The sequence below is a fragment of the Modestobacter altitudinis genome, assembly GCF_005930475.1.
Lineage (GTDB): Bacteria > Actinomycetota > Actinomycetes > Mycobacteriales > Geodermatophilaceae > Modestobacter > Modestobacter altitudinis.
In genome coordinates, this window is record NZ_SJEW01000024.1 from 1 (window position 1) to 18,320 (window position 18,320).

Consider the following 18,320-nt stretch of genomic DNA (forward strand, 5'->3'; position numbering starts at 1 on the left):
GCCCCCAGCCGTCCTCCCCCCTGGCCGCCGAGCCGCGCCCGGCGGGGGTCGGGTCCGGCGCCCGCCGGGTGCAGCGCGGCCCGCGCCGGGCCGGCAGCGGCGACGCCGTCCCCGGGGCTCCCCGCTGAGCGCTCCGCTCCCGCTCTCCCCGCCGGCGCTGGCCGACCGGCTGGCCGCGCTGCTCGCGGACGTCCTCCCCGAGTCGGGCGCTGCCGCGCTGCGGGTCGCCGTCGACGGCCCCGACCTGCCCGGCGCCCCGGGGGTCACCGGACCGCACGCGCTCGCCGCGGAACTGGCCACCCGCCTGCCCAGCCTGAGCCGTCCCGCGGTGGTCGTCCCGGCCGAGGGGTTCTACCGGCCGGCCTCGCTGCGCCTCGAGCACGGCCGTACCGACCCGGACGCGCGCTACACCGACTGGCTGGACTCCGGGGCGCTGGGCCGTGAGGTGCTGGACCGCAGCGGCCCGCGCGGGCCCGGTGAGCACCTTCCCGCGTTGTGGGACCTGGCGCGGGACCGCGCCGCCCGGCTGGACTACCGGCCGACGCCACCGGGAGGCGTGCTGCTGGTGCCCGGGTCGCTGCTGCAGGGTCTCGGGCTGGCGTTCGACGTGGTCGTACACCTGCGGGTCGGCCCCGCCGCCCGCCGGCGCCGGGTCCCCGCGGACCGGGCCTGGGAGCTGCCCGCGTTCGACCGCTACGACGACGAGGTGGACCCCACGTCACTCGCCGACGCGGTCGTCCTGGCCGACCACCCCGACCGGCCCGCGCTGGTGCTGCAGGGGAGGTTCAGCTGAACTCGCCGGCCACCCAGCGGTCGATGATGTGCCGGGCGATCGAGACGTTCGGTGGCAGCGCCTGCGGGCCGGTGCCCGAGCTCAGCTCGTCCCGGCTGAACCAGCGGGCCTCCTCGATCTCGTCGTGGTCGATCTGCAGCTGCTCCTCCGTCGCGCGGGCGACGAAGCCGAGCATCAGCGACTGCGGGAACGGCCACGGCTGGCTGGAGACGTAACGGACGTCGGTGACCGTGATCCCGACCTCCTCGGCGACCTCGCGGACCACGGCCGCCTCGGCGGACTCCCCCGGCTCGACGAAGCCGGCCAGGATGGAGAACCGGCCCGCCGGCCACACCGCCTGGCGGCCGAGCACGCAGCGGTCACCGCCGTCGTGGACCAGCATGATCACGGCGGGGTCCGTCCGCGGGAAGACCTCGCTGCCGCTCACCGGGTCGCGCTGGACCCAGCCGGCCCGCTCGATCGTCGTCGGCGCACCGGTGAGGGGCGAGAACCGGTTGCGCTCGTGCCACTCGACGATGCCCACCGCCTGGGTCAGCAGGCCGGCGTCCAGGTCGCCGAGCTCGGAACCGACCTCCCTGAGCCCGGCCCAGCTGTCGACCGGTCGCCCGCCGACGCTGAGCGAGCGGGGCGCCCGCAGCGCGGCGTAGGGGACGTCGTCGGCCTCGCCCAGGTAGATCGCGCCGTCGGGCAGCGTGGGCTGCTCGTCGTAGACGAGCTCAGGGCCGCCGGGGCCCTCGTGCACCGGCACCGAGCGCCGCTCGTCGATCCGCAGCACGCGCACCGGCCGGCCCTGGGTGGGGTCGGGCAGCGACCGGGCCAGGTGCCCGCGGTCGTGGGCGGTGCGGGACAGCAGCGGGACCTCGGTGACCGCGCCCGCGCGCCGGTCCTCGGGCCAGTCCCCGCGGGCGGGTGGGTTGTCGGCCGTGGTGCTGCCGCCGGGCGGGACGGTCATGCCCCGGACTCGAGCGCCGGGGCGGTGACCTCGACCGGGCCCAGGGCACGCAGCTGGTCGGCGGCCTGGTCGGCATCGCCGACCACGACCGCGGTCAGCCCGGCCGGGGAGAGCCACTGGCGGGAGGCCTCGGTGACCTCGTCGATGCCCACGGTGGCGAGCGCCCGCTGGTGGTCGGCCAGCCAGTCGGCGGGCAGCCCCGCGCCGAACAGCGCGGACAGCGTGCTGGCCAGGCCGGCGTGGGTCGCCGTCCCGAGGGCCAGGGTGCCGAGCAGGTACCGGCGGGCGGAGTCCAGCTCGGCCTCGGACACCGGGGTGAGCGCCATCCGGCCCAGCTCGTACCAGGTCTCCAGCAGTGCCGGTCCGGTCACGGCGGTGGCCACGTCGGCGTCCACGGTGAACGAGGAACCGGCCATGAGGTGCTCCACGCCGCTGCGCGGGCTGTAGGTGTACCCGCGCCGCTCACGGATGTTCTCGACCAGCCGGGAGGAGAAGTACCCGCCGAACACCATGCTGGCCAGCCTGAGCGCAGGCAGCTGCGGGTCGGTGCGGCCCGGGGCGGGACCACCCAGCCGCAGGTTGGACTGGACCGCGCCGGGGCGGTGCACCAGCTGCAGCGGCTGCGGGACGACGGCGGGCACGGGATCGGCCGAGACGGCCTTCCCCTCGGCGGTCCAGCCCGCCAGTGCGGTGGCCACGACGTCCTGGGCGGTGGCCGGGTCGAGGTCCCCGACGAGGACGAGGGTGCTGCCGGCAGGCAGCACCCGCTCGCGGTGCAGCTTGCGCAGCGCGGCCGGGGTGACCGCGGCGACCAGCTCGGGGGCGGGCAGCTGCTGGGCGTAGGGGTGGGCGCCGTACCGGCGGGCGGCGAGGGCGCTGCGGGCGATCACCCCGGGCTGCGAGCGGGCGATGTGCACCCGCTCGACCACCCGGGAGCGCTCGGCGTCGACCGGGCCCGCCGGGTAGGTGGGCGCGGCGAGCAGCTCGGCGAGCACGCCCAGGACGGCGCCGAGGCCGTCGGGCAGCATCGTGGTGGACAACAGCAGGCGGTCGGCGTCGGCGGAGACCGACAGCTCGCCACCGTTGGCCTGCAGCAGCTGCGCGATCTCCAGCTGATCGTGCGCCGCGGTGCCCAGCAGCACCGCGCCGGACAGCACGCTGGTGCGCGCGGCGTGCGCGGCGGCCTGGCGCGGGGCCGAGGCGGCGAAGGGCACCCGGAGCCGGAGCTCCACCAGCGGCACACCCGGACGGGGCACGACGACCAGCTGCAGCCCGCTGGGCAGCGTCGAGGAGTGCACCTCGGGGACGGGTGCGGGGCGGGGCTCGCCCAGCGGCGGGATCAACGACAGGTCGAGCACGGGCGCACTCATCGGGCTGCTCCTCCGGTCGCGCGCAGTTCCAGGACGGCAGCGGTGTCCGGCGAGAGCCCGCGGGCCGCCGCCTGCACCTGGTCGGGGGTCACCGCGGCCAGCCGGGCGGCCAGCTCCCCGGCGAGCTCGGCCCGGCCGTGGATCAGCTCGGCGGAGGCGAAGCCCAGGGTGCGGCCGAGCACCGAGTCGGCCTGCTGCAGCAGCTGGGCCTCGGTGCGGGCCGTCACCCGGGCGAGCTCCTCGGCCGGCACACCGTCGGTGGCCACCTTCTCGATCTCCTCGTGCACCGCGGCGAGGACCCGGTCCACCGGGACGTCGGCGGGGTGGTGGACCTGGCTGACCAGCAGGGTCGCGTCGCGGACGTCGAAGGGGTCCCCGAACAGCCCGAGGTAGCTGCTCTGCGCGACCGCCAGCCGGTCGGTGTGCAGCAGCCGGCGCTCCAGGCGGGAGGCGTCACCCTCGCTGAGCAGCTCGGTGAGCACCACGGTGCCGAGGTAGGTCTCCAGGTCGCCGACCGGGTCGGGCACCCGCCAGCCGATGGCCACCGCGGGTGCGGGGGCGAGCGGGTCCTCGACGACGCCGCGGCGGGCGGTGGCCGGCGAGGGCTCCCCCACCACGGGCGCAGGCGGGGCCGGGCGGAAGGGCACCGGGTCGAACCAGCGGCGCACCAGCTGCTCGGTCTCGGCGACGTCCAGGTCGCCGCCGATGCACAGCACGGCGTTGCTCGGCGCGTAGTAGCGGGAGAAGAAGTCCGCGGCGTCGTCGACGGTGGAGGACTCCAGGTCGACGAAGGAGCCGTAGCCGTCGTGGGTGTTGGCGAAGCTCTCGAACGCGATCGGCGGCAGCTGCAGCCAGGGGAAGGCGCCGTAGGGCCGGTTGAGCACGTTGACCCGGATCTCCTCCTTCACCACGTCGATCTGGTTGCGGAGGTTCTCCTCGGTGATCGCCGGGGCCGCCATCCGGTCGGCCTCGAGGAAGACGGCGCGCTCCAGCGCCTCGGCGGGCAGCGCCTGGAAGTAGTTCGTGTAGTCCTGGTGCGTCGAGCCGTTGAACGTCCCGCCGGCGGCCTGCACGAGCCGCGCGTGCTCCATCTTCGGCACGTGGGCCGAGCCCTGGAACATCATGTGCTCGAAGAGGTGCGCGAACCCGGTGCGGCCCGGTGGCTCGGAGCGCATGCCGACGTCGTAGAAGACGCTGACGGCGACGACGGGGACACTCCGGTCCGGCGCGAGCACGACCCGCAGCCCGTTGTCGAGCGTGAACCGCTCCACCGGGTGCCGCAGGGTCAGGTCGGCCCCAGCTGCTGTCACACCACCGACCCTAACCGCGCCGTGCGACACGCCGCCGCCGGGGACGGCCAGCTGCCTCCAGCGGGTACGTCCGGGCACCAGCCCGGTCCGGGTTGCCGGCCCGGGCCCGGAGGGTCCCGCCGGGAACGCGGGCAGCGGCTCGACGCCGGCCGGGCACGGCACCTGGCCGCGGTGCGATCCGTGAGGATCGCGGTGTCACAGCACGTCGACGTCGCCGAGCACGCGGTCGATGGCCCCGTACAGCTCGGCGTGGGTGTTCGGGATGGACAGGTACAGCAGCGCCGGGGCCGGCCTGCCGACGTCGATCAGCAGCAGCGCGGCACGCTCACCGGTGGAGTCGTAGCCGGCGACGTCCCAGCTGAGGTCGAACTCGTACACCCAGGCGGCTGCGCCGTCGACGGTGAGCGCCTCGTCCCGCCGCACCTCGCGCTCGTTCGGGGACGGGTAGTGCAGTTGTCGGACGGCGTCGGCGACCGCCTCGGTGGTGCGCTGCAGGTCCCCCGCCCCGCTCGTGCCGAAGCCGTCGGCCAGCGGTCCCGAGGTGCACTGGGCGATGAAGACGTCGACCCCGTCGGGCAGGTCGTCCTGGGTGACGAAGTACTGGCCGGCGGTCTCGGTCGTCTCCAGCTGGGCGCCGCGGTCCCACTCGAACCAGCCGTCGCCCAGGAACGGGTAGGAGATGCCGGCGACCTGGTCGACGATCCGGACGGTGCCCGGCGGGAAGGTGCTGCTCGGCTGCGCGGTCGGGCCGGCCACCGGGGGGTCCTCGTCCGCGGAGGACCCGCCGCTCCACTGCGCCCCCACCAGGACCAGCAGCAGGACGACGGCGAGGACGCCGAGCCCGATGAGCAGCGGCCGGCGCCGGTACCACCGTGACCCCGCCGGCTCCCAGGTGCCGTGGTCCTGCGTCCCCCAGGCGTCCCAGGCCGAGGGCGGGAGGAGCTCGCGGGCGGCGGGGGCCTCGAACGACCGGCCGACGCTCACCCCAGGACCGGCCGGGGTGGTGACGTCGGACCACCCCGCGCCGTTCCACCAGCGGACCGTGCCGGGGGCGCCGTCCGGGTCGGGGTACCAGCCGGGCACGGGCGCACCCGGCTGACCGGTCGCTGCGCCCCCGCTCATGCCCTCACCTCCACCGGTGTCAGCGCGTGCGGAGCTCGACCGTGGCCAGCTCGCGCCACAGGTGCGCCGCGGCCTCGGCGCCGCGGTGCAGCATCGGCAGCAGCACCCGCTCGTTCGGCGAGTGGATCCGGTCGGTGGGGAGCCCGGCGCCGAGGAACACCAGCGGCGCGTCCAGCTGCTCGACCAGGTCGGCCTCGGGGCCGCTGCCGCCCTCCTTCATGAACAGCACCGAGTCCGGCTCGCTGTCCCAGGCCTGGGCGATCGACCGCAGCAGCGCGTCCATGAACGGGGAGTCCAGGTCGCTGGCGCAGGGGGCGACACCGCCCGCGGGCACGTGCACGTCGGCCTCGATGCCCGCGGGCAGGTTGGCCTCGACCCAGGCACGGACCATCGGCCCGATCTCCTCGGGCCGCTGGTCGGCGACCAGCCGGAAGGTGATCTTGGCGTGCGACTCGGCCGGGATGATCGTCTTGTGCCCGGGGCCCTGGTAGCCGCCCCACATGCCGTTGACCTCGGCGGTCGGGCGGGCGCCGATCCGCTCCTGGGTCGAGAAGCCGGCCTCGCCGGTGGTGCTGCGGGAGGCGGCCGGGCCGGCCAGCCACTCCCGCTCGTCGAAGGGCACCCGGCCCATCAGCTCGCGCTCCCGGTCGGACAGCGCTCGGACCGCGTCGTAGAAGCCGGGCAGGGTGACCCGGCCCTGGTCGTCGTGGAGGCTGGCGACCAGGTCGGCCAGGGCGTGCAGCGGGTTGGGGACGGCGCCGCCGAAGGAACCCGAGTGCAGGTCGACGGCCGGTCCGCGCAGGGTGATCTCGGCGTCGGCCAGGCCGCGCATCGACGTCACGGCGCTGGGCAGGTGCGGAGCGGCCATGCCGGTGTCGCTGACCACGACGACGTCGCAGTCGAGTCGGTCGCGCCGCTCGCGGAGCAGGTCGGCGAAGTACGGGGAGCCGGACTCCTCCTCGCCCTCGATGACCAGCTTGACGGTGACAGCGGGGGTCTCCCGGCCGGTGGCAGCCAGGTGCGCGCGGATGCCCAGCAGGTGGAAGGCGACGTTGCCCTTGTCGTCGATGGCGCCGCGGGCGTGCAGCTCGGGACCGTCGGGGCCCTCGACGACCGTGGGCTCGAACGGGGGGTGCTCCCACAGCTCGACGGGGTCGACCGGCTGCACGTCGTGGTGGCCGTAGACCAGCGCGACCGGGGCGCCCTCGTCGGCCGAGGGCCACTCGGCGTACACCGCGGGAGCGCCCGCGGTGGGCCAGATCTCCACCGTCGGGAAGCCGGTACGGCGCAGCGCCCCGGCCAGCCACTCGGCGCTGGCGGCCACGTCGGCGGCGTGCGCCGGGTCGGCCGAGATCGACGGGATGCGCAGCCAGGCGTCCAGGTCGGCGTGCAGGTCGTCGAGGTGGGCGGTGACGAAGTCGCGTTCGGCGCTGCTGCTCACGGGAGCGACCGTATCCCGCACCGGCGGTGCGGCCGTCGCGGGCTGTGGACGACGACGGGGCTAGGTTCCCTGCATGGCCGTGGGGATGCTGCAGGTGGACGTCGGCGACCTGACCTTCGACGTGCGGACCGACGGCCCCGAGGACGGCCCTCCGGTGCTGCTGCTGCACGGCTTCCCGGAGACCTCGCTGAGCTGGTCGGCGGTCACGCCGCTGCTGGCCGAGGCGGGGCTGCGCACCTACGCACCGGACCAGCTGGGCTACTCCCCCGGCGCCCGACCCGACGACGTCGACGCCTACGCGCTGCCTGCGCTGGTGGCAGTGACGGCGGACCTGATGACCGCCCTGGACCTCCCGGTCGCCGACGTCGTCGGGCACGACTGGGGCGCCAACGTGGCCTGGGGCCTGGCCGCCTGGCACCCCGACCGGGTCCGCACGCTGACCGCGGTCTCGGTGCCGCACCCCACCGCGTACACGCTGGCCTTCCGCGCCGATCCGGAGCAGAAGGAGCGCTCGGCCTACATCAAGCTGTTCTGGCAGGTCGGGAAGGCCGAGGAGGTGCTGCTCGAGGACGGCGGGCGGCGGCTGCGCCGGATGCTCGACGCCCCCGGGGTGCCCACCGAGGCGGTCGAGCTCTACGTGGACCAGCTGTCGGCGCCGGGCGCGCTGACCGCGGCGCTGAACTGGTACCGGGCGATGAGCTCGGCGACGCCGGTGGACCCGGTCGACGTGCCGACGACCTACGTCTGGAGCGACGGCGACGTCGCGGTGGGCCGGACGGCCGCCGAGGCGTGCGCCGACCAGGTGCGGGGCGACTACCGCTTCGTCGAGCTGCCCGGGATCACCCACTGGGTCCCCGAGCAGGCCCCCGAGCAGCTGGCCCGGGCGGTGCTGGACCGGATCGCCCGCGGCCCCCTCCTCACCCCCGGGGCAGGCCTCCACACGCCGCCGAGCTGACGCCGCGGAGCGCACCGCGACCGGCCGTGGCGACACGACGGGGCACCTGCTGGTGCGCGCCGAGGACTCGTTGACCTCTCTCGCTGGGCCGCAGGACACTCGGCGTCGCCGAGGGGAGTCTGCGATGGCGTGGAACCTGCGGGGCAGCTACGCGGAGACGTGTTCCTGCGAGCTGATGTGCCCCTGCAACCTCTCGTTCGACCATGGCGCCACCTACGACCACTGCCGGGCGTGCCTCGCGTTCACCATCCGGGACGGTCAGATCGAGGGCACCGACGTCGGCGGTCGCAGGGTGGTCACTGTCATCGACACCCCGAAGGTCATGACCGACGGCAACTGGCGGCTCGGGATGTACGTCGACGCCGAGGCGACCGACGAGCAGTTCGACAGGCTGGTCCAGGTCTTCGGTGGGCAGCTGGGTGGTCCGATGGCCGCCCTGGCGCCGCTCGTCGGGGAGGTCGTCGGGGTGCAGCGGGCGGCGATCGAGCTGACCGACGACGGGCTGCGGCACAGGGTGCGGGTCGATGACGCGGTCGACTTCGAGATCGAGGACATCGTGCCCTTCGGGGTCGACACCGGTCGGCCGGTCCGGTTCTCCGGGATGTTCCACCCTGTCGCGTCGGACCTGACGATGGCCGAGGCCCGGCGCTCTCGGATCGACGCCTTCGGCATCCGGTACGAGGGGAAGACGGGCCTGTCCACCGCCGACTTCACGTGGTCCGCCTGAGCGGGGCACTCCAGCGTGCCGCGCCTCCACCCCGACCAGGACCTCGCTGCCGCACTCGCTGCCGCGCGCGTCCGACTGGGCCTCGTCGCGACACTCCTCGTCCTCGCCGGAATGGGCTGGTGGTGGACGGCCGGGCGGATGCAGGGCATGGACGACGGGCCCTGGACCGGCCTCGGGACGCTGAGCTGGTTCCTCGGCGTCTGGGTCGTGATGATGGCCGCGATGATGTTCCCGTCGGTGGCGCCGACGGTCGCGTTGTTCTCCCGGATGACCAGGTCGAGGTCTCTGCTGACCCCGCTGCTCTTCGCGGCCGGCTACCTGACCACCTGGGCCGCAGCAGGCCTGGTCGCCTTCGGCATCGGCCTGGCCGGGCGTCGGTTGCCGGGCGACCCACTCAGCTGGGATGCCGCCGGCCGGCCGGTCGCCGCAGCCACCCTGCTGGTCGCAGCCGCCTACGAAGTGACCCCGATCAAGGACGTCTGCCTGCGCCGGTGCCGCAGTCCCCTCGGCGTACTGCTCACCGGCTGGCGAGACGGACGGTCCGGGGCGCTGCGGATGGGCGCGCGCAACGGGGCGTGGTGCGTCGGCTGCTGCTGGGCCCTGATGGCGTCGCTGTTCGCGCTGGGGGTCATGAGCGTGGTCTGGATGGCGCTCGTCGCCGCGCTGATCGCGCTGGAGAAGACCGTCCCGGGTGGCCGGGCGGTCACCTACGGGACGGCGGGCGTGCTCCTCGTGCTGGGCGTCCTGCTGTGGGTGGCTCCTGCGGCCATCCCCGCGCTCACCGTCCCCGGCAGCGGGATGTCCTCGATGTCCACCGGCTGAGCAGGGCACCGGGGCCGGGCGCGGGCAGTGGGGTCACCCCTCGGTCCCGCGCACGAGGGCCAGCAGACCGGCCTCGTCGAGCAGGTCGACCGGGCGCAGGGTCACCCCGGCGCCGACGTGGTGGAAGCCCGCACTGACCCGCTCCACCGGCGCCCCGGTCAACCGGGACCAGCCGATCCGGTAGGCGGCCAGCTGGACGGCGGCGGCGGTGAGCTCCGCGGGGCTCGGCACCGGGCCGGTCTTCCAGTCGATCACCTCGTACCCGCCGTCGGGGGTCGCGTAGACGGCGTCGATCCGCCCACGGAGGGTCAGCGGACCCAGCGGCGTCTCGAACGGCGCCTCCACGTCGACCGGCTGTCGGTCGGCCCACTCGCTGCGCAGGAACGCCTGCTGCAGCGACTCCAGTGCGGCGTCCGGTGCCGCGCCGGCGTCCCCGCTGCCGGGCAGCTCGTCGAGGTCGATCAGCCGTGAGGTGCCGAACCGCTCCTCCAGCCAGGCGTGGAACTTGGTGCCCCGGCGGGCCAGCGGCGCCGGCGCGGCCGGCATCGGCCGGCGGAGCCGGCGGGCCAGCTCGGCGGGGTCGCGGCGCAGCGCCACGAGCGAGGACACCGACAGGTGCGCGGGCAGCGGCACGTCGACGACGCCCCGGGAGTGCTCGGCCCGCTCGCGCAGCAGCAGGTCGGCGTCCCGCAGCCAGTCGGCGACCAGCGGATCGTCGGTGGCACCGAGGGCGTCGGCGGTCAGCGGGTGCGGCTCGGTGGCGGCGAGCAGCTCGGCGGCCGCGGTGAGCGAGCGACGGCGGCCGGACGAGAGGGGGTCGGTCGGCCAGCTGCCGACCGGCCACTCCGCCAGCGCCGGGTTCTCCGCGTCCTCCTCCGGCGGCGGCGCCCAGGCGTCGACGACACCGGCCCCGGCCTCGCACGCGGCCTGGACGGCGAGCAGCAGGGACGACGGCCCGCAGGCGGTCTTGCCGTCGCGCCACCAGCTGCCCGAGCAGAGCAGCAGGTGCTTGGCACGGGTGACCGCCACGTAGCCGAGCCGCACCTCCTCGGCGAGACCGAAGTCCTTCCACTCGGCGACGTAGTCGTCCAGCGCGTCGCGGACGGCGGCCTGGTCGCCGGAGCCGGGCACCGGCAGCTGCAGCCGGGGCAGCTCGGCGCGGTCGGTCGCGCGCAGGTCGACCGGGACGGCGCCGGGGTCGCGGATCCAGGAGTCGGACGCGTCGCCCTTGGCCGGGAACTGACCGACGGTCATGCCCGGGACGGCCACCACGTCCCACTCCAGCCCCTTCGCCGAGTGACCGGTGAGCAGCTGGACCGCCTCGAGGTTGACCGCCACCTCACCGGGCTCCAGGCCGCGCTCACGCACCTCCGCGTCGGCGAGGTAGCCGAGGAAGGCCGGCAGCGACGGCAGCTCGGCGAGCTCGGCGAACTCGGCGGCCACCTCGTGCAGCGCGTCCAGGTGGGTGCGCGCACCACCGGGGGTGGCGTCGGGGTGGCTGGCCAGCTCGGTCTCCAGGCCCAGCGTGCGCACCACCTCGTCGACGAGGTCCGGCAGCGGCTCCCCGAGCCGGGAACGCAGCGCGGAGAGCTCGTTGGCCAGCCGCCGCAGCCGGCGGTGCCCCTCGGCCGAGAACGCCTCCGGGCGCCCCAGGTCGTCGAGCGCCTCGACGATGCTGCCGCGCTCGCGGGGCGGGGTCGGGCCGGCGGGCGCACCGGCCTCCGGCGGGGTGGCGTCGTCGGCCGGCGCGGCCGTGCTCCGCTCCCGGACCAGCGCCCGCGACCGCGACTCCAGCGCGGCGAGGTCGCGCGGCCCCAGCCGCCAGCGTGCGCCGGTGAGCAGCCGGCCGAGCGCATCACCGGCGCTGGGGTCGACCAGCACCCGCAGGGTGGCGACCACGTCGGACACCTCGGGCACGTCGAGCAGCCCACCGAGGCCGACGACCTCGACCGGCAGGCCGCGGGCGCGCAGGGCAGCGGCGATGCCGGGCAGCTGGGCGCGGCGGCGGGCGAGCACCGCGATGGTGGGGCGCCCAGCGCCGTCGCCGGTCCCCTTCCAGGCCTGCTCCAGCCGGTCGGCCAGCGCCTCGGTCTCCGCCGCGACCGTCTCGTACAGCCCGCAGTGGACCGCGCCGTTGCCGGCCACCGGCGAGGGCTGCAGGTCCGGCAGCGGCTGCTCGGGCTCGGGCAGGGCGCCGGCCACCGCGTTGGCCACGGCGAGCACCGCGCGGTCGTTGCGCCAGCTGGTGGACAGGCTGAGCCGCTCCGCCCGGCGGTCGGGCGTGCCGGGGAAGGTGCGGTCGAAGCGCTCGATGGTGCCGGCGGAGGCACCGCGCCAGCCGTAGATGGACTGCCGCGGGTCGCCGACGGCGAGCACCGGGTGCCCACCGGGACCGCCGAAGAGCGCCTCGAGCATCCGCAGCTGGCCGACGCTGGTGTCCTGGTACTCGTCCAGCAGCACCACACGCCAGCGGGCCCGCTCCCGCCGGCCCACCTCGGCCGAGGTGACCGCGACCCGGGCGGCGAGGGACACCTGGTCGGCGTAGTCGATCGCGCCGACCGCGCGCTTGCGCGCCTCGAACGCCTCCACCATGGGCAGCAGCGCCACCCGGGCCCGTTGCCGCTTGAGCATCTCCGAGACGTCCTTGTAGACCCCCTTCTTGCGAGGGGCGTCCGGATAGCCGCTGACCTGGGCCTCGAACCGCGCCGTCCACGCCCGCAGCGCTGCCGGGGTGATGTCGTGCTCGCCGAGCTCGGCGGCGAGCTGCAGCACGTCCTCGGTGGTGGTGACCAGCCCGAGCGCGACGTCGCTCATGTCGCCGGTGTGCCCGGCCACGGCGGTGGCCGCCTGGCCCCAGCACATCGCCGGGCCCAGCACGCCGGAGCCAGGCTCCACCCCGATCCGGAGACCGTGCTCGGCCACGATGCTGGCTGCGTAGCCGTGGTAGGTCGCCACCGTCGGCGCCGCCACCGCCAGGCGCTCGCGCAGCGCGGGGTCGGTGTCGGGGTGGTCGGCCAGCGCGCCGAGCCGCAGTCGCACCCGGGCGTTGAGCTCGCTGGCGGCCTTGCGGGTGAAGGTGAGCCCGAGGACCGCCTCGGGGGCGACGAGCTGGTTGGCCACCAGCCAGGCCACCCGGGCGGCCATCGTCTCGGTCTTGCCCGACCCGGCACCGGCCACCACGACCAGCGGCCGGTCGACGGGCGCCGCGACCACGCCTGCCTGCTCCGGTGAGGGCGCGTGGCCGACACCGCTGCGGGCCGCGACCTCGGCCGGCGTCAGCAGCCGCGGCGGCTCGGGTGCCACCACCGGCACCATGCCCGGGAGGTCGAAGGACAGCTGCTGGTCGGTGACCGGGCGGGGCGTCATCGGGTCACCTGCCGGCCGGACTCCTGCATCGGGCAGCTCCTGCGGAACGCGCACCGCTCGCAGTCGGTGTCGGTGCGGACGGCGAACTCACCGGCCCCCATCCCCGCACCGACCTCGGCGATGAGCTCGCCGGCCCAGGTCTGCCGGGGGTCGACGTCGGCGGGCAGCGGTGCCTGCACGTGCTCCTTGGCGGCCTTCTGCGACCCGCCGACCTGCAGCAGCGCCGCACCGCCGGTGGCCCGGCCGTGGTCGGCGAAGGCGCCCTCGGTGACCGCCAGCTGGTATGCGGCGAGCTGGCCGTGCTCCTCGACGGTGCGCGGTGGCGTCTTGCCGGTCTTGAGGTCCACGACGACCAGTCGCCCCTCGCCGTCCCGCTCCAGCCGGTCGACCTGGCCGCGCAACCGGGCGCGACCGACGACGACGTCGAAGTCCTCCTCCGCAGCGACGAGCTCGCGTGCGGCGCGGGAGTGCCAGGCGAGGAACTTGGTCAGCATCTCCTGGGCGCGCTCCCGCTGCCGCTGGTCGAACCACCCGGGCCCGAGGTCCAGACCGTCGAGCTCGGCGTCGAGGACCGCGGCCGCGTCGGCGGGCGGCAGGCCCTCGGCGACCTGCTGGGCGACGTCGTGCACCGCCGACCCGACCGTGCGGGTGGCCTCCGGAGCCGCCTCCGCACCGACCGCGCCCAGCACCCACCGGAGCGGGCAGCGCTGGAAGGTGTCGATGGCGGAGGGACGGACCGGCACCACCTCGGCCGGGTCCACCAGCGGCGCGTCGTCGGACAGCGGCGCCAGCCCCCACCAGCTGGACGGGTCGGCACCGGGCACCCGCTCCTGGGCGAGCCGGCGGAGCACCGCCGCGGCGCTCGACCGGCGTGCCGGGTCGGTGTGCGGGTCGGTGAGGTGGCGGCGCAGTTCGGCGACGAGCGCGGGCAGCGTGAGCTGGCGGGGCAGCGGCGTGTGCGGCCGGACCCCGTCGGTCTCGGCCGGCGGCGGGACGACCAGGTCGAGGAACCGGGACGCGGTGGCTCCTGCGTCGCCACCCTCCAGCGCACCGTCGACGGCCGACACCAGCAGCCGGCGGCGGGCCCGCGTGCAGGCGACGTAGAACAGCCGCCGCTCCTCGGCGAGCGCCAGCGTGCGCCGGTCAAGGGTGGCCGGGTCGGTGCCGCCGGCGGCGTCCACGAGGTCCTCGGCACCCAGCAGGCTGGCCCGGTTGCGCAGGTCGGGCCACACCCCCTCCTGCACGCCGGCGACGCAGACCAGGTCCCACTCCAGGCCCTTGGCCGCGTGCGCGGTGAGCAGCCGCACCGACTCGCCCGCCGGTGCCCGGGCCGCCCCGCTGTCCCCGGGCAGGACCTGCGCGCGGAGGTGCTCGACGAAGGCGGCGACGCCGGCGAGCGGGAGCCGGTCGACGAAACCGGCCGCGGCGTCGAACAACGCCACGACGGCATCGAGGTCACGGTCGGCTACGGCGCCGGGGGGCCCACCCGCCGCGCTCGCCCGCGCCCACCGGTTCGCCAGCCCGCTGGCCTGCCACATCGCCCACAGCACGTCCTCGGCGCTGCCGTCGCCGGCCAGCGCCAGCCGCCCCGCCGACAGCACCCGGGCCACCCGCGTCGCGGGCCGGGCCAGGTGCTCGGGCAGCGCGTCGAGCAGCGTGGCGTCGGCCAGCACGGTGGCCAGCGGTGCGTTCCGGACCGCGGCGTCCTCCCCGCGGACGGCCATCGCCCGACGGGCGGCGCGGCGCAACCGGCGCAGGTCGAGCACGGTCGCACCGCCGAGCGGAGAGGCCAGCAGTGCCTCCGCGCCGGGCTCGTCGAGGCCCGCCTCGGCCTCCGACGCAGCGGGGTCACGCGCGGAGACCGGCCCGGCCTGGGCGTGCCGCAGTGGGAGCAGCGCGCCCAGCGCGGCCAGCAGTGGCTGCACCGCGGGCTGACCGGCCAGCGCGATGTCGTCCGCGGACACCGCCACCGGCACCCCCGCCTGGGTGAGCGCCCGGCGCACCGGCCCGAGACCGGTGGTCGCGGACCGGACCACGACCGCCATCTGCGACCACGGGACGTCGTCGAGCAGGTGCGCCCGGCGCATGGTGTCGGCGATGAAGGCCGCCTCCATCGCCGGTGCGTCGAAGACGTGCACCTCCGCCGAGCCGGGCTCGATGCCCTCGCCGGGCACGAGCCGGCGGTGCTCCCACGGCCCGGGGAGCCCCTCGGCGACCCGGCGGCTCACCGCCAGCAGCTCGGCGCCGGAGCGGCGGCAGACCCCGAGGGAGAGCCGGTCGGCGGGACGGCCGTCGCGGTGCAGGAACCGGGACGGGAACTCGATGATCCCGCGCGGCTCGGCGCCCCGGAACGCGTAGATCGCCTGGTCCGGGTCGCCGACGACGACGAGGTCCCCACCGCCGCCGGCCAGCAGCTCGACCAGCTCCACCTGAGCGGGGTCGGTGTCCTGGTACTCGTCGACGAACAGCCAGCTCGCCCGGTCGCGCTCGGCGCGCAGCAGCTCCGGGTCGGCCCGCAGCTCGTCGATGGCGGTGCGGACCAGCTCGGCGGGGTCGTAGCCGCTCGCGCCGCCGCGGGCGACCGTGGCGAAGTAGGACACGTCCTGGTACTGGCGGAGGAAGTCGGCGGCCGCCACCCAGTGCGGCAGGTCCCGCTCGCGGCCCCACGCGGCGAGCCGGTGGGCGTCGATCCCCCGCTCGGTGGCGCGGAGCAGGAGGTCGCGGAGCTCGTCGCGGAAGCCGGACATGGCCAGCGCCTCGGTCAGCTCCTCCGGCCAGCGGACCACGCCCTCGAGGTCGGCGTCGCCCCGCAGCAGGTCGGCGACCACGGCGTCCTGCTCGGCGCTGGTGAGCAACCGCGGGACGGGCTCGCCGCGCAGCACGGCGGCCCGGCGGAGCACCCCGTAGGCGTAGGAGTGGAAGGTCCGCGCGACCGGCTCCCGGATGGTGCGGGCGACCCGGGCGGTGATCCGGGTGCGCAGCTCCACGGCGGCCTTGCGGCTGAAGGTGAGCACCAGCAGCCGCTCCGGGTCGGCACCCGCCTCGATCCTGGTGGCCACGGCCTCGACGATCGTGGTCGTCTTCCCGGTACCCGGCCCGGCCAGCACGAGCAGCGGACCGCCGCGGTGGTCGACGACCGCCTGCTGGGTGGGGTCCAGCCGAGGCCGGACCAGCGGGGCAGGCTCCGGCTGCACCAGCCGGTAGACCGGTGTCCGGTGGCTCGCCGTGGCGATCGCTGTCCCGCTTGCTGTCTCCCCCCGCACCCCTCGATGAGACCACGGGGGTACGACGGTTCTGGTGACCCCGTCCCGGGTCCCCTCGCGAGTTCGCCAACGGAGGGCGGGCGGGGCCCTCCTTCAGTCCTCGTCGGGCCAGCCGACCGCGGCCAGGTCGACCCGGGAGCCGCGCAGCGGCACGCCCTCGCCGGCCAGCAGCTCCAGCTGCCGGACCCGGACCGGCTCCGCGGCGGTGCCGTCGGCCCGCAGGACACGGTGCCAGGGCACGGCAGCGCCCCCGCCGGACAGCGCGCGGGCGACCCGTCGGGGGCCGACGCCGACGATCCGGCCGATCGCCCCGTAGGTGCTCACCCGGCCCGGCGGGATCGCCTCGACGACGTCGAAGACCGCCTCGTCGACGTCGTCGGCGGACCGGTCGGCCGGGCCGGGGGCGCGCACCTCGGGGACTCCGCCGGTCAGCCCTGGTACTCGCTGTTGGCCGTCCACCAGTCGTACAGCGCACTGACCTCGGCCTGGGTGGTGCCCGGAGCCCGGACCACGCCCTCGGTGAGGTGCTCGTCGTCGGTCCAGGCGACCACGACGTAGCCGTCGCCGGCGATCTGGCAGGCGACCTGCCCGCCGTGCTCGCCGCCGGAGTAGGTCCACTCGCCGTAGCCGGTGCCCGTCGAGCAGTCGTCCTCGACGGCGAACTCGGCCAGCCCCTCCTCGGTGACGTCGGCGGAGAACACCGAGTCCAGCGTGACCTGGTCCGGGTAGAGGTAGAACGCCGCAGCCTCCGGGCCCGGCTGGGTGAGCGCCGAGCCGCAGGCCGCGGCCGCCACGTCCCCGTCACCGGCGAGCGGGGCGTCCGCGCAGTCGTCGAAGTCCACCGGCAGCTGCCCGACGAAGCCGGTCACGTCCGCGCCACCCGACGGCGCCGCGGTGAACCCACCCGAGGGCGACGGGGTGGCCGGGCCGGGCGACGGACTCGACGACGGGCTGGCCGTCGTGGCGGGCGCGCTGGAGTCCGAGCTGCTCGAGCCAGCGGCGACCGTGTCGTCGTCGTCCCCACCGCCGAGGGTGACCACGAGGACCACCGCGACGACGATGAGGAGCACCAGCCCGGACACCAGGCCGATCACCACGTTCCTGCTCCGGCCGCCACCGCCCGGCGCCCCGGGGCCTCCGGGAGCGCCCCAGCCGGGGCCGGCGGGCCCTCCTGGCCCAGCGGCGTAGGGCGGCTGGCCGGGGATGCCGAAGCCACCGACCCGGGTGGGCTGCTCGCCGTAGCCCGGGCTGCCGGGCGGGTTCCAGGCACCGGGCGGCGGGCCGTACCCGCCGGGAGAAGGCGGACCCGGCTGCGGCGGCGGACCCCATCCCTGACCCGGCTGCGGGGGCGGCCCCCAGCCATGGCTCGGTTGCGGGGGCGAAGTCGGCCCCCAGCCCTGACCGGGCTGCTGACCCCAGCCACCGCCCGGGGACTGGTCCCCCGACGGGGGCCGTCCGTCCGGCCCGTACGGGGGCGGCCCTGGGGGTGGCTGGCTCATCGTGCGACCTCCGGCTCCGGCTGTGTCGGCAGGAGCCTAGGGCGGGGAGCCGACGAGTGGCGCCCGGCCCCGGTCGGCGCGTCCGGGCTGCTCAGGCGCGTCGGCCGAACCGGGCCAGCAGACGGGTCTGCAGGTCAGCGCCGGGCGGGACCTCGACCGGGGCGTCGATCGCGCCGGGCACGCCGTCGTCCCCGAGGCGCTCCTCGGCGTACCGGAGTGCCGCGGCGACCAGCTCGGCGTCCAGCGAGGTGACCCCGCCGACGGCGTGGGCCAGGTCCCAGGCGTGCACGGTCAGGTCGGCGGTCATCTCGACCAGGTGCTCCAGCGCCGGGGCGCTCCTGTCGGGCAGGTGCACGGTCCGGTCGAGCGCGCCGGGCGCCGCCCACGCGGTGAGCGCGTCGTCGGCAGCGGTCTCCCAGGCCGTGAGCGGGTCGTCGCCCAGCAGCTCGTCGGTGTCGGTGGGGACCCGCCCGGCGACGTCGTCGGGCTCCTCGCCCGCCAGCAGCGGCGGTACCCACAGCTGCTCGTTGGTCAGGTGCGCGACGAGGTCGGCGACGCTCCACCCGGGCAGCGCCTGGGCGTCCCACCTCCCCGGACCGACGGCGTCCACCCGGTCGGTGAACTGCGCCTGGGCCCGCTGGAACAGCATCAGGAGGTCGGTGGGCAAGGGCTCGGACATGTGATCAGTAGAACGCAGCCG

General features: G+C 76.0%; 14 protein-coding genes. 4 read left to right on the top strand and 10 right to left on the bottom strand.

Annotation, left to right across the window (positions count from 1 at the left end; genetic code table 11):
• On the top strand, nucleotides 1-793 hold a 793-nt coding region (locus FHL79_RS25510; RefSeq protein ID WP_246080635.1), incomplete at its 5' end, for a nucleoside/nucleotide kinase family protein.
• Here FHL79_RS25510 and nudC read toward each other — a convergent pair.
• The 5 genes from nudC to FHL79_RS11020 all read right to left on the bottom strand — a co-directional run bounded on the left by nudC (nucleotide 786) and on the right by FHL79_RS11020 (nucleotide 6,988).
• A complete protein-coding gene (gene nudC, locus FHL79_RS11000) occupies nucleotides 786-1,745 on the bottom strand; it encodes an NAD(+) diphosphatase (RefSeq protein WP_138758645.1) in 960 nt (319 codons plus the stop codon). The genes FHL79_RS25510 and nudC overlap by 8 nt on opposite strands.
• Nucleotides 1,742-3,115: a M16 family metallopeptidase gene (locus FHL79_RS11005; protein WP_138758646.1), complete on the bottom strand. Its 1,374-nt coding sequence runs from the start codon at nucleotides 3,113-3,115 to the stop codon at nucleotides 1,742-1,744. Before FHL79_RS11005 ends, nudC begins: the two co-directional genes overlap by 4 nt.
• A complete protein-coding gene (locus tag FHL79_RS11010) occupies nucleotides 3,112-4,425 on the bottom strand; it encodes a M16 family metallopeptidase (protein WP_138758647.1) in 1,314 nt (437 codons plus the stop codon). Before FHL79_RS11010 ends, FHL79_RS11005 begins: the two co-directional genes overlap by 4 nt.
• Nucleotides 4,426-4,620: 195 nt before the next feature.
• Nucleotides 4,621-5,547, bottom strand: coding sequence for a DUF2510 domain-containing protein (locus FHL79_RS11015; protein WP_138758648.1), 927 nt, complete (start codon nucleotides 5,545-5,547; stop codon nucleotides 4,621-4,623).
• 19 nt (nucleotides 5,548-5,566) lie between these two features.
• The gene (locus FHL79_RS11020; protein ID WP_138758649.1) at nucleotides 5,567-6,988 is read right to left on the bottom strand and encodes a dipeptidase; all 1,422 of its coding nucleotides are present in this window, start codon (nucleotides 6,986-6,988) and stop codon (nucleotides 5,567-5,569) included.
• A gap of 73 nt (nucleotides 6,989-7,061) precedes the next feature.
• Here FHL79_RS11020 and FHL79_RS11025 point away from each other — a divergent pair, with 73 nt between their 5' ends.
• The 3 genes from FHL79_RS11025 (at nucleotide 7,062) to FHL79_RS11035 (ending at nucleotide 9,492) form a co-directional block, all read left to right on the top strand.
• Complete coding sequence (locus tag FHL79_RS11025) at nucleotides 7,062-7,943, top strand: alpha/beta fold hydrolase (RefSeq protein ID WP_138758650.1); 882 nt, start codon at nucleotides 7,062-7,064, stop codon at nucleotides 7,941-7,943.
• Nucleotides 7,944-8,067: 124 nt separating this feature from the next.
• Nucleotides 8,068-8,670 carry a DUF1326 domain-containing protein gene (locus FHL79_RS11030; RefSeq protein WP_138758651.1) on the top strand — a complete coding sequence of 201 codons (603 nt, stop codon included), beginning with the start codon at nucleotides 8,068-8,070 and terminating at the stop codon, nucleotides 8,668-8,670.
• Nucleotides 8,671-8,685: 15 nt separating this feature from the next.
• The gene (locus FHL79_RS11035; protein ID WP_246080637.1) at nucleotides 8,686-9,492 is read left to right on the top strand and encodes a DUF2182 domain-containing protein; all 807 of its coding nucleotides are present in this window, start codon (nucleotides 8,686-8,688) and stop codon (nucleotides 9,490-9,492) included.
• 33 nt (nucleotides 9,493-9,525) lie between these two features.
• Here FHL79_RS11035 and FHL79_RS11040 read toward each other — a convergent pair whose 3' ends face one another.
• The 5 genes from FHL79_RS11040 to FHL79_RS11065 form a co-directional block, all read right to left on the bottom strand.
• Nucleotides 9,526-12,858 (bottom strand): ATP-dependent helicase, encoded by a 3,333-nt coding sequence (locus FHL79_RS11040; RefSeq protein ID WP_138758652.1) that lies wholly within the window; start codon nucleotides 12,856-12,858, stop codon nucleotides 9,526-9,528.
• Nucleotides 12,855-16,052, bottom strand: a complete 3,198-nt coding sequence (locus FHL79_RS11045; RefSeq protein ID WP_246080638.1) for an ATP-dependent helicase — start codon at nucleotides 16,050-16,052, stop codon at nucleotides 12,855-12,857. Before FHL79_RS11045 ends, FHL79_RS11040 begins: the two co-directional genes overlap by 4 nt.
• A gap of 162 nt (nucleotides 16,053-16,214) precedes the next feature.
• Nucleotides 16,215-16,532: an MGMT family protein gene (locus FHL79_RS11050; RefSeq protein WP_138758653.1), complete on the bottom strand. Its 318-nt coding sequence runs from the start codon at nucleotides 16,530-16,532 to the stop codon at nucleotides 16,215-16,217.
• Between the two features lie 17 nt (nucleotides 16,533-16,549).
• Nucleotides 16,550-17,215 carry a hypothetical protein gene (locus FHL79_RS11055; protein ID WP_171058115.1) on the bottom strand — a complete coding sequence of 222 codons (666 nt, stop codon included), beginning with the start codon at nucleotides 17,213-17,215 and terminating at the stop codon, nucleotides 16,550-16,552.
• 496 nt (nucleotides 17,216-17,711) lie between these two features.
• Nucleotides 17,712-18,299 (bottom strand): TIGR03086 family metal-binding protein, encoded by a 588-nt coding sequence (locus FHL79_RS11065; RefSeq protein ID WP_138758655.1) that lies wholly within the window; start codon nucleotides 18,297-18,299, stop codon nucleotides 17,712-17,714.
• Nucleotides 18,300-18,320: the final 21 nt, after the last annotated feature.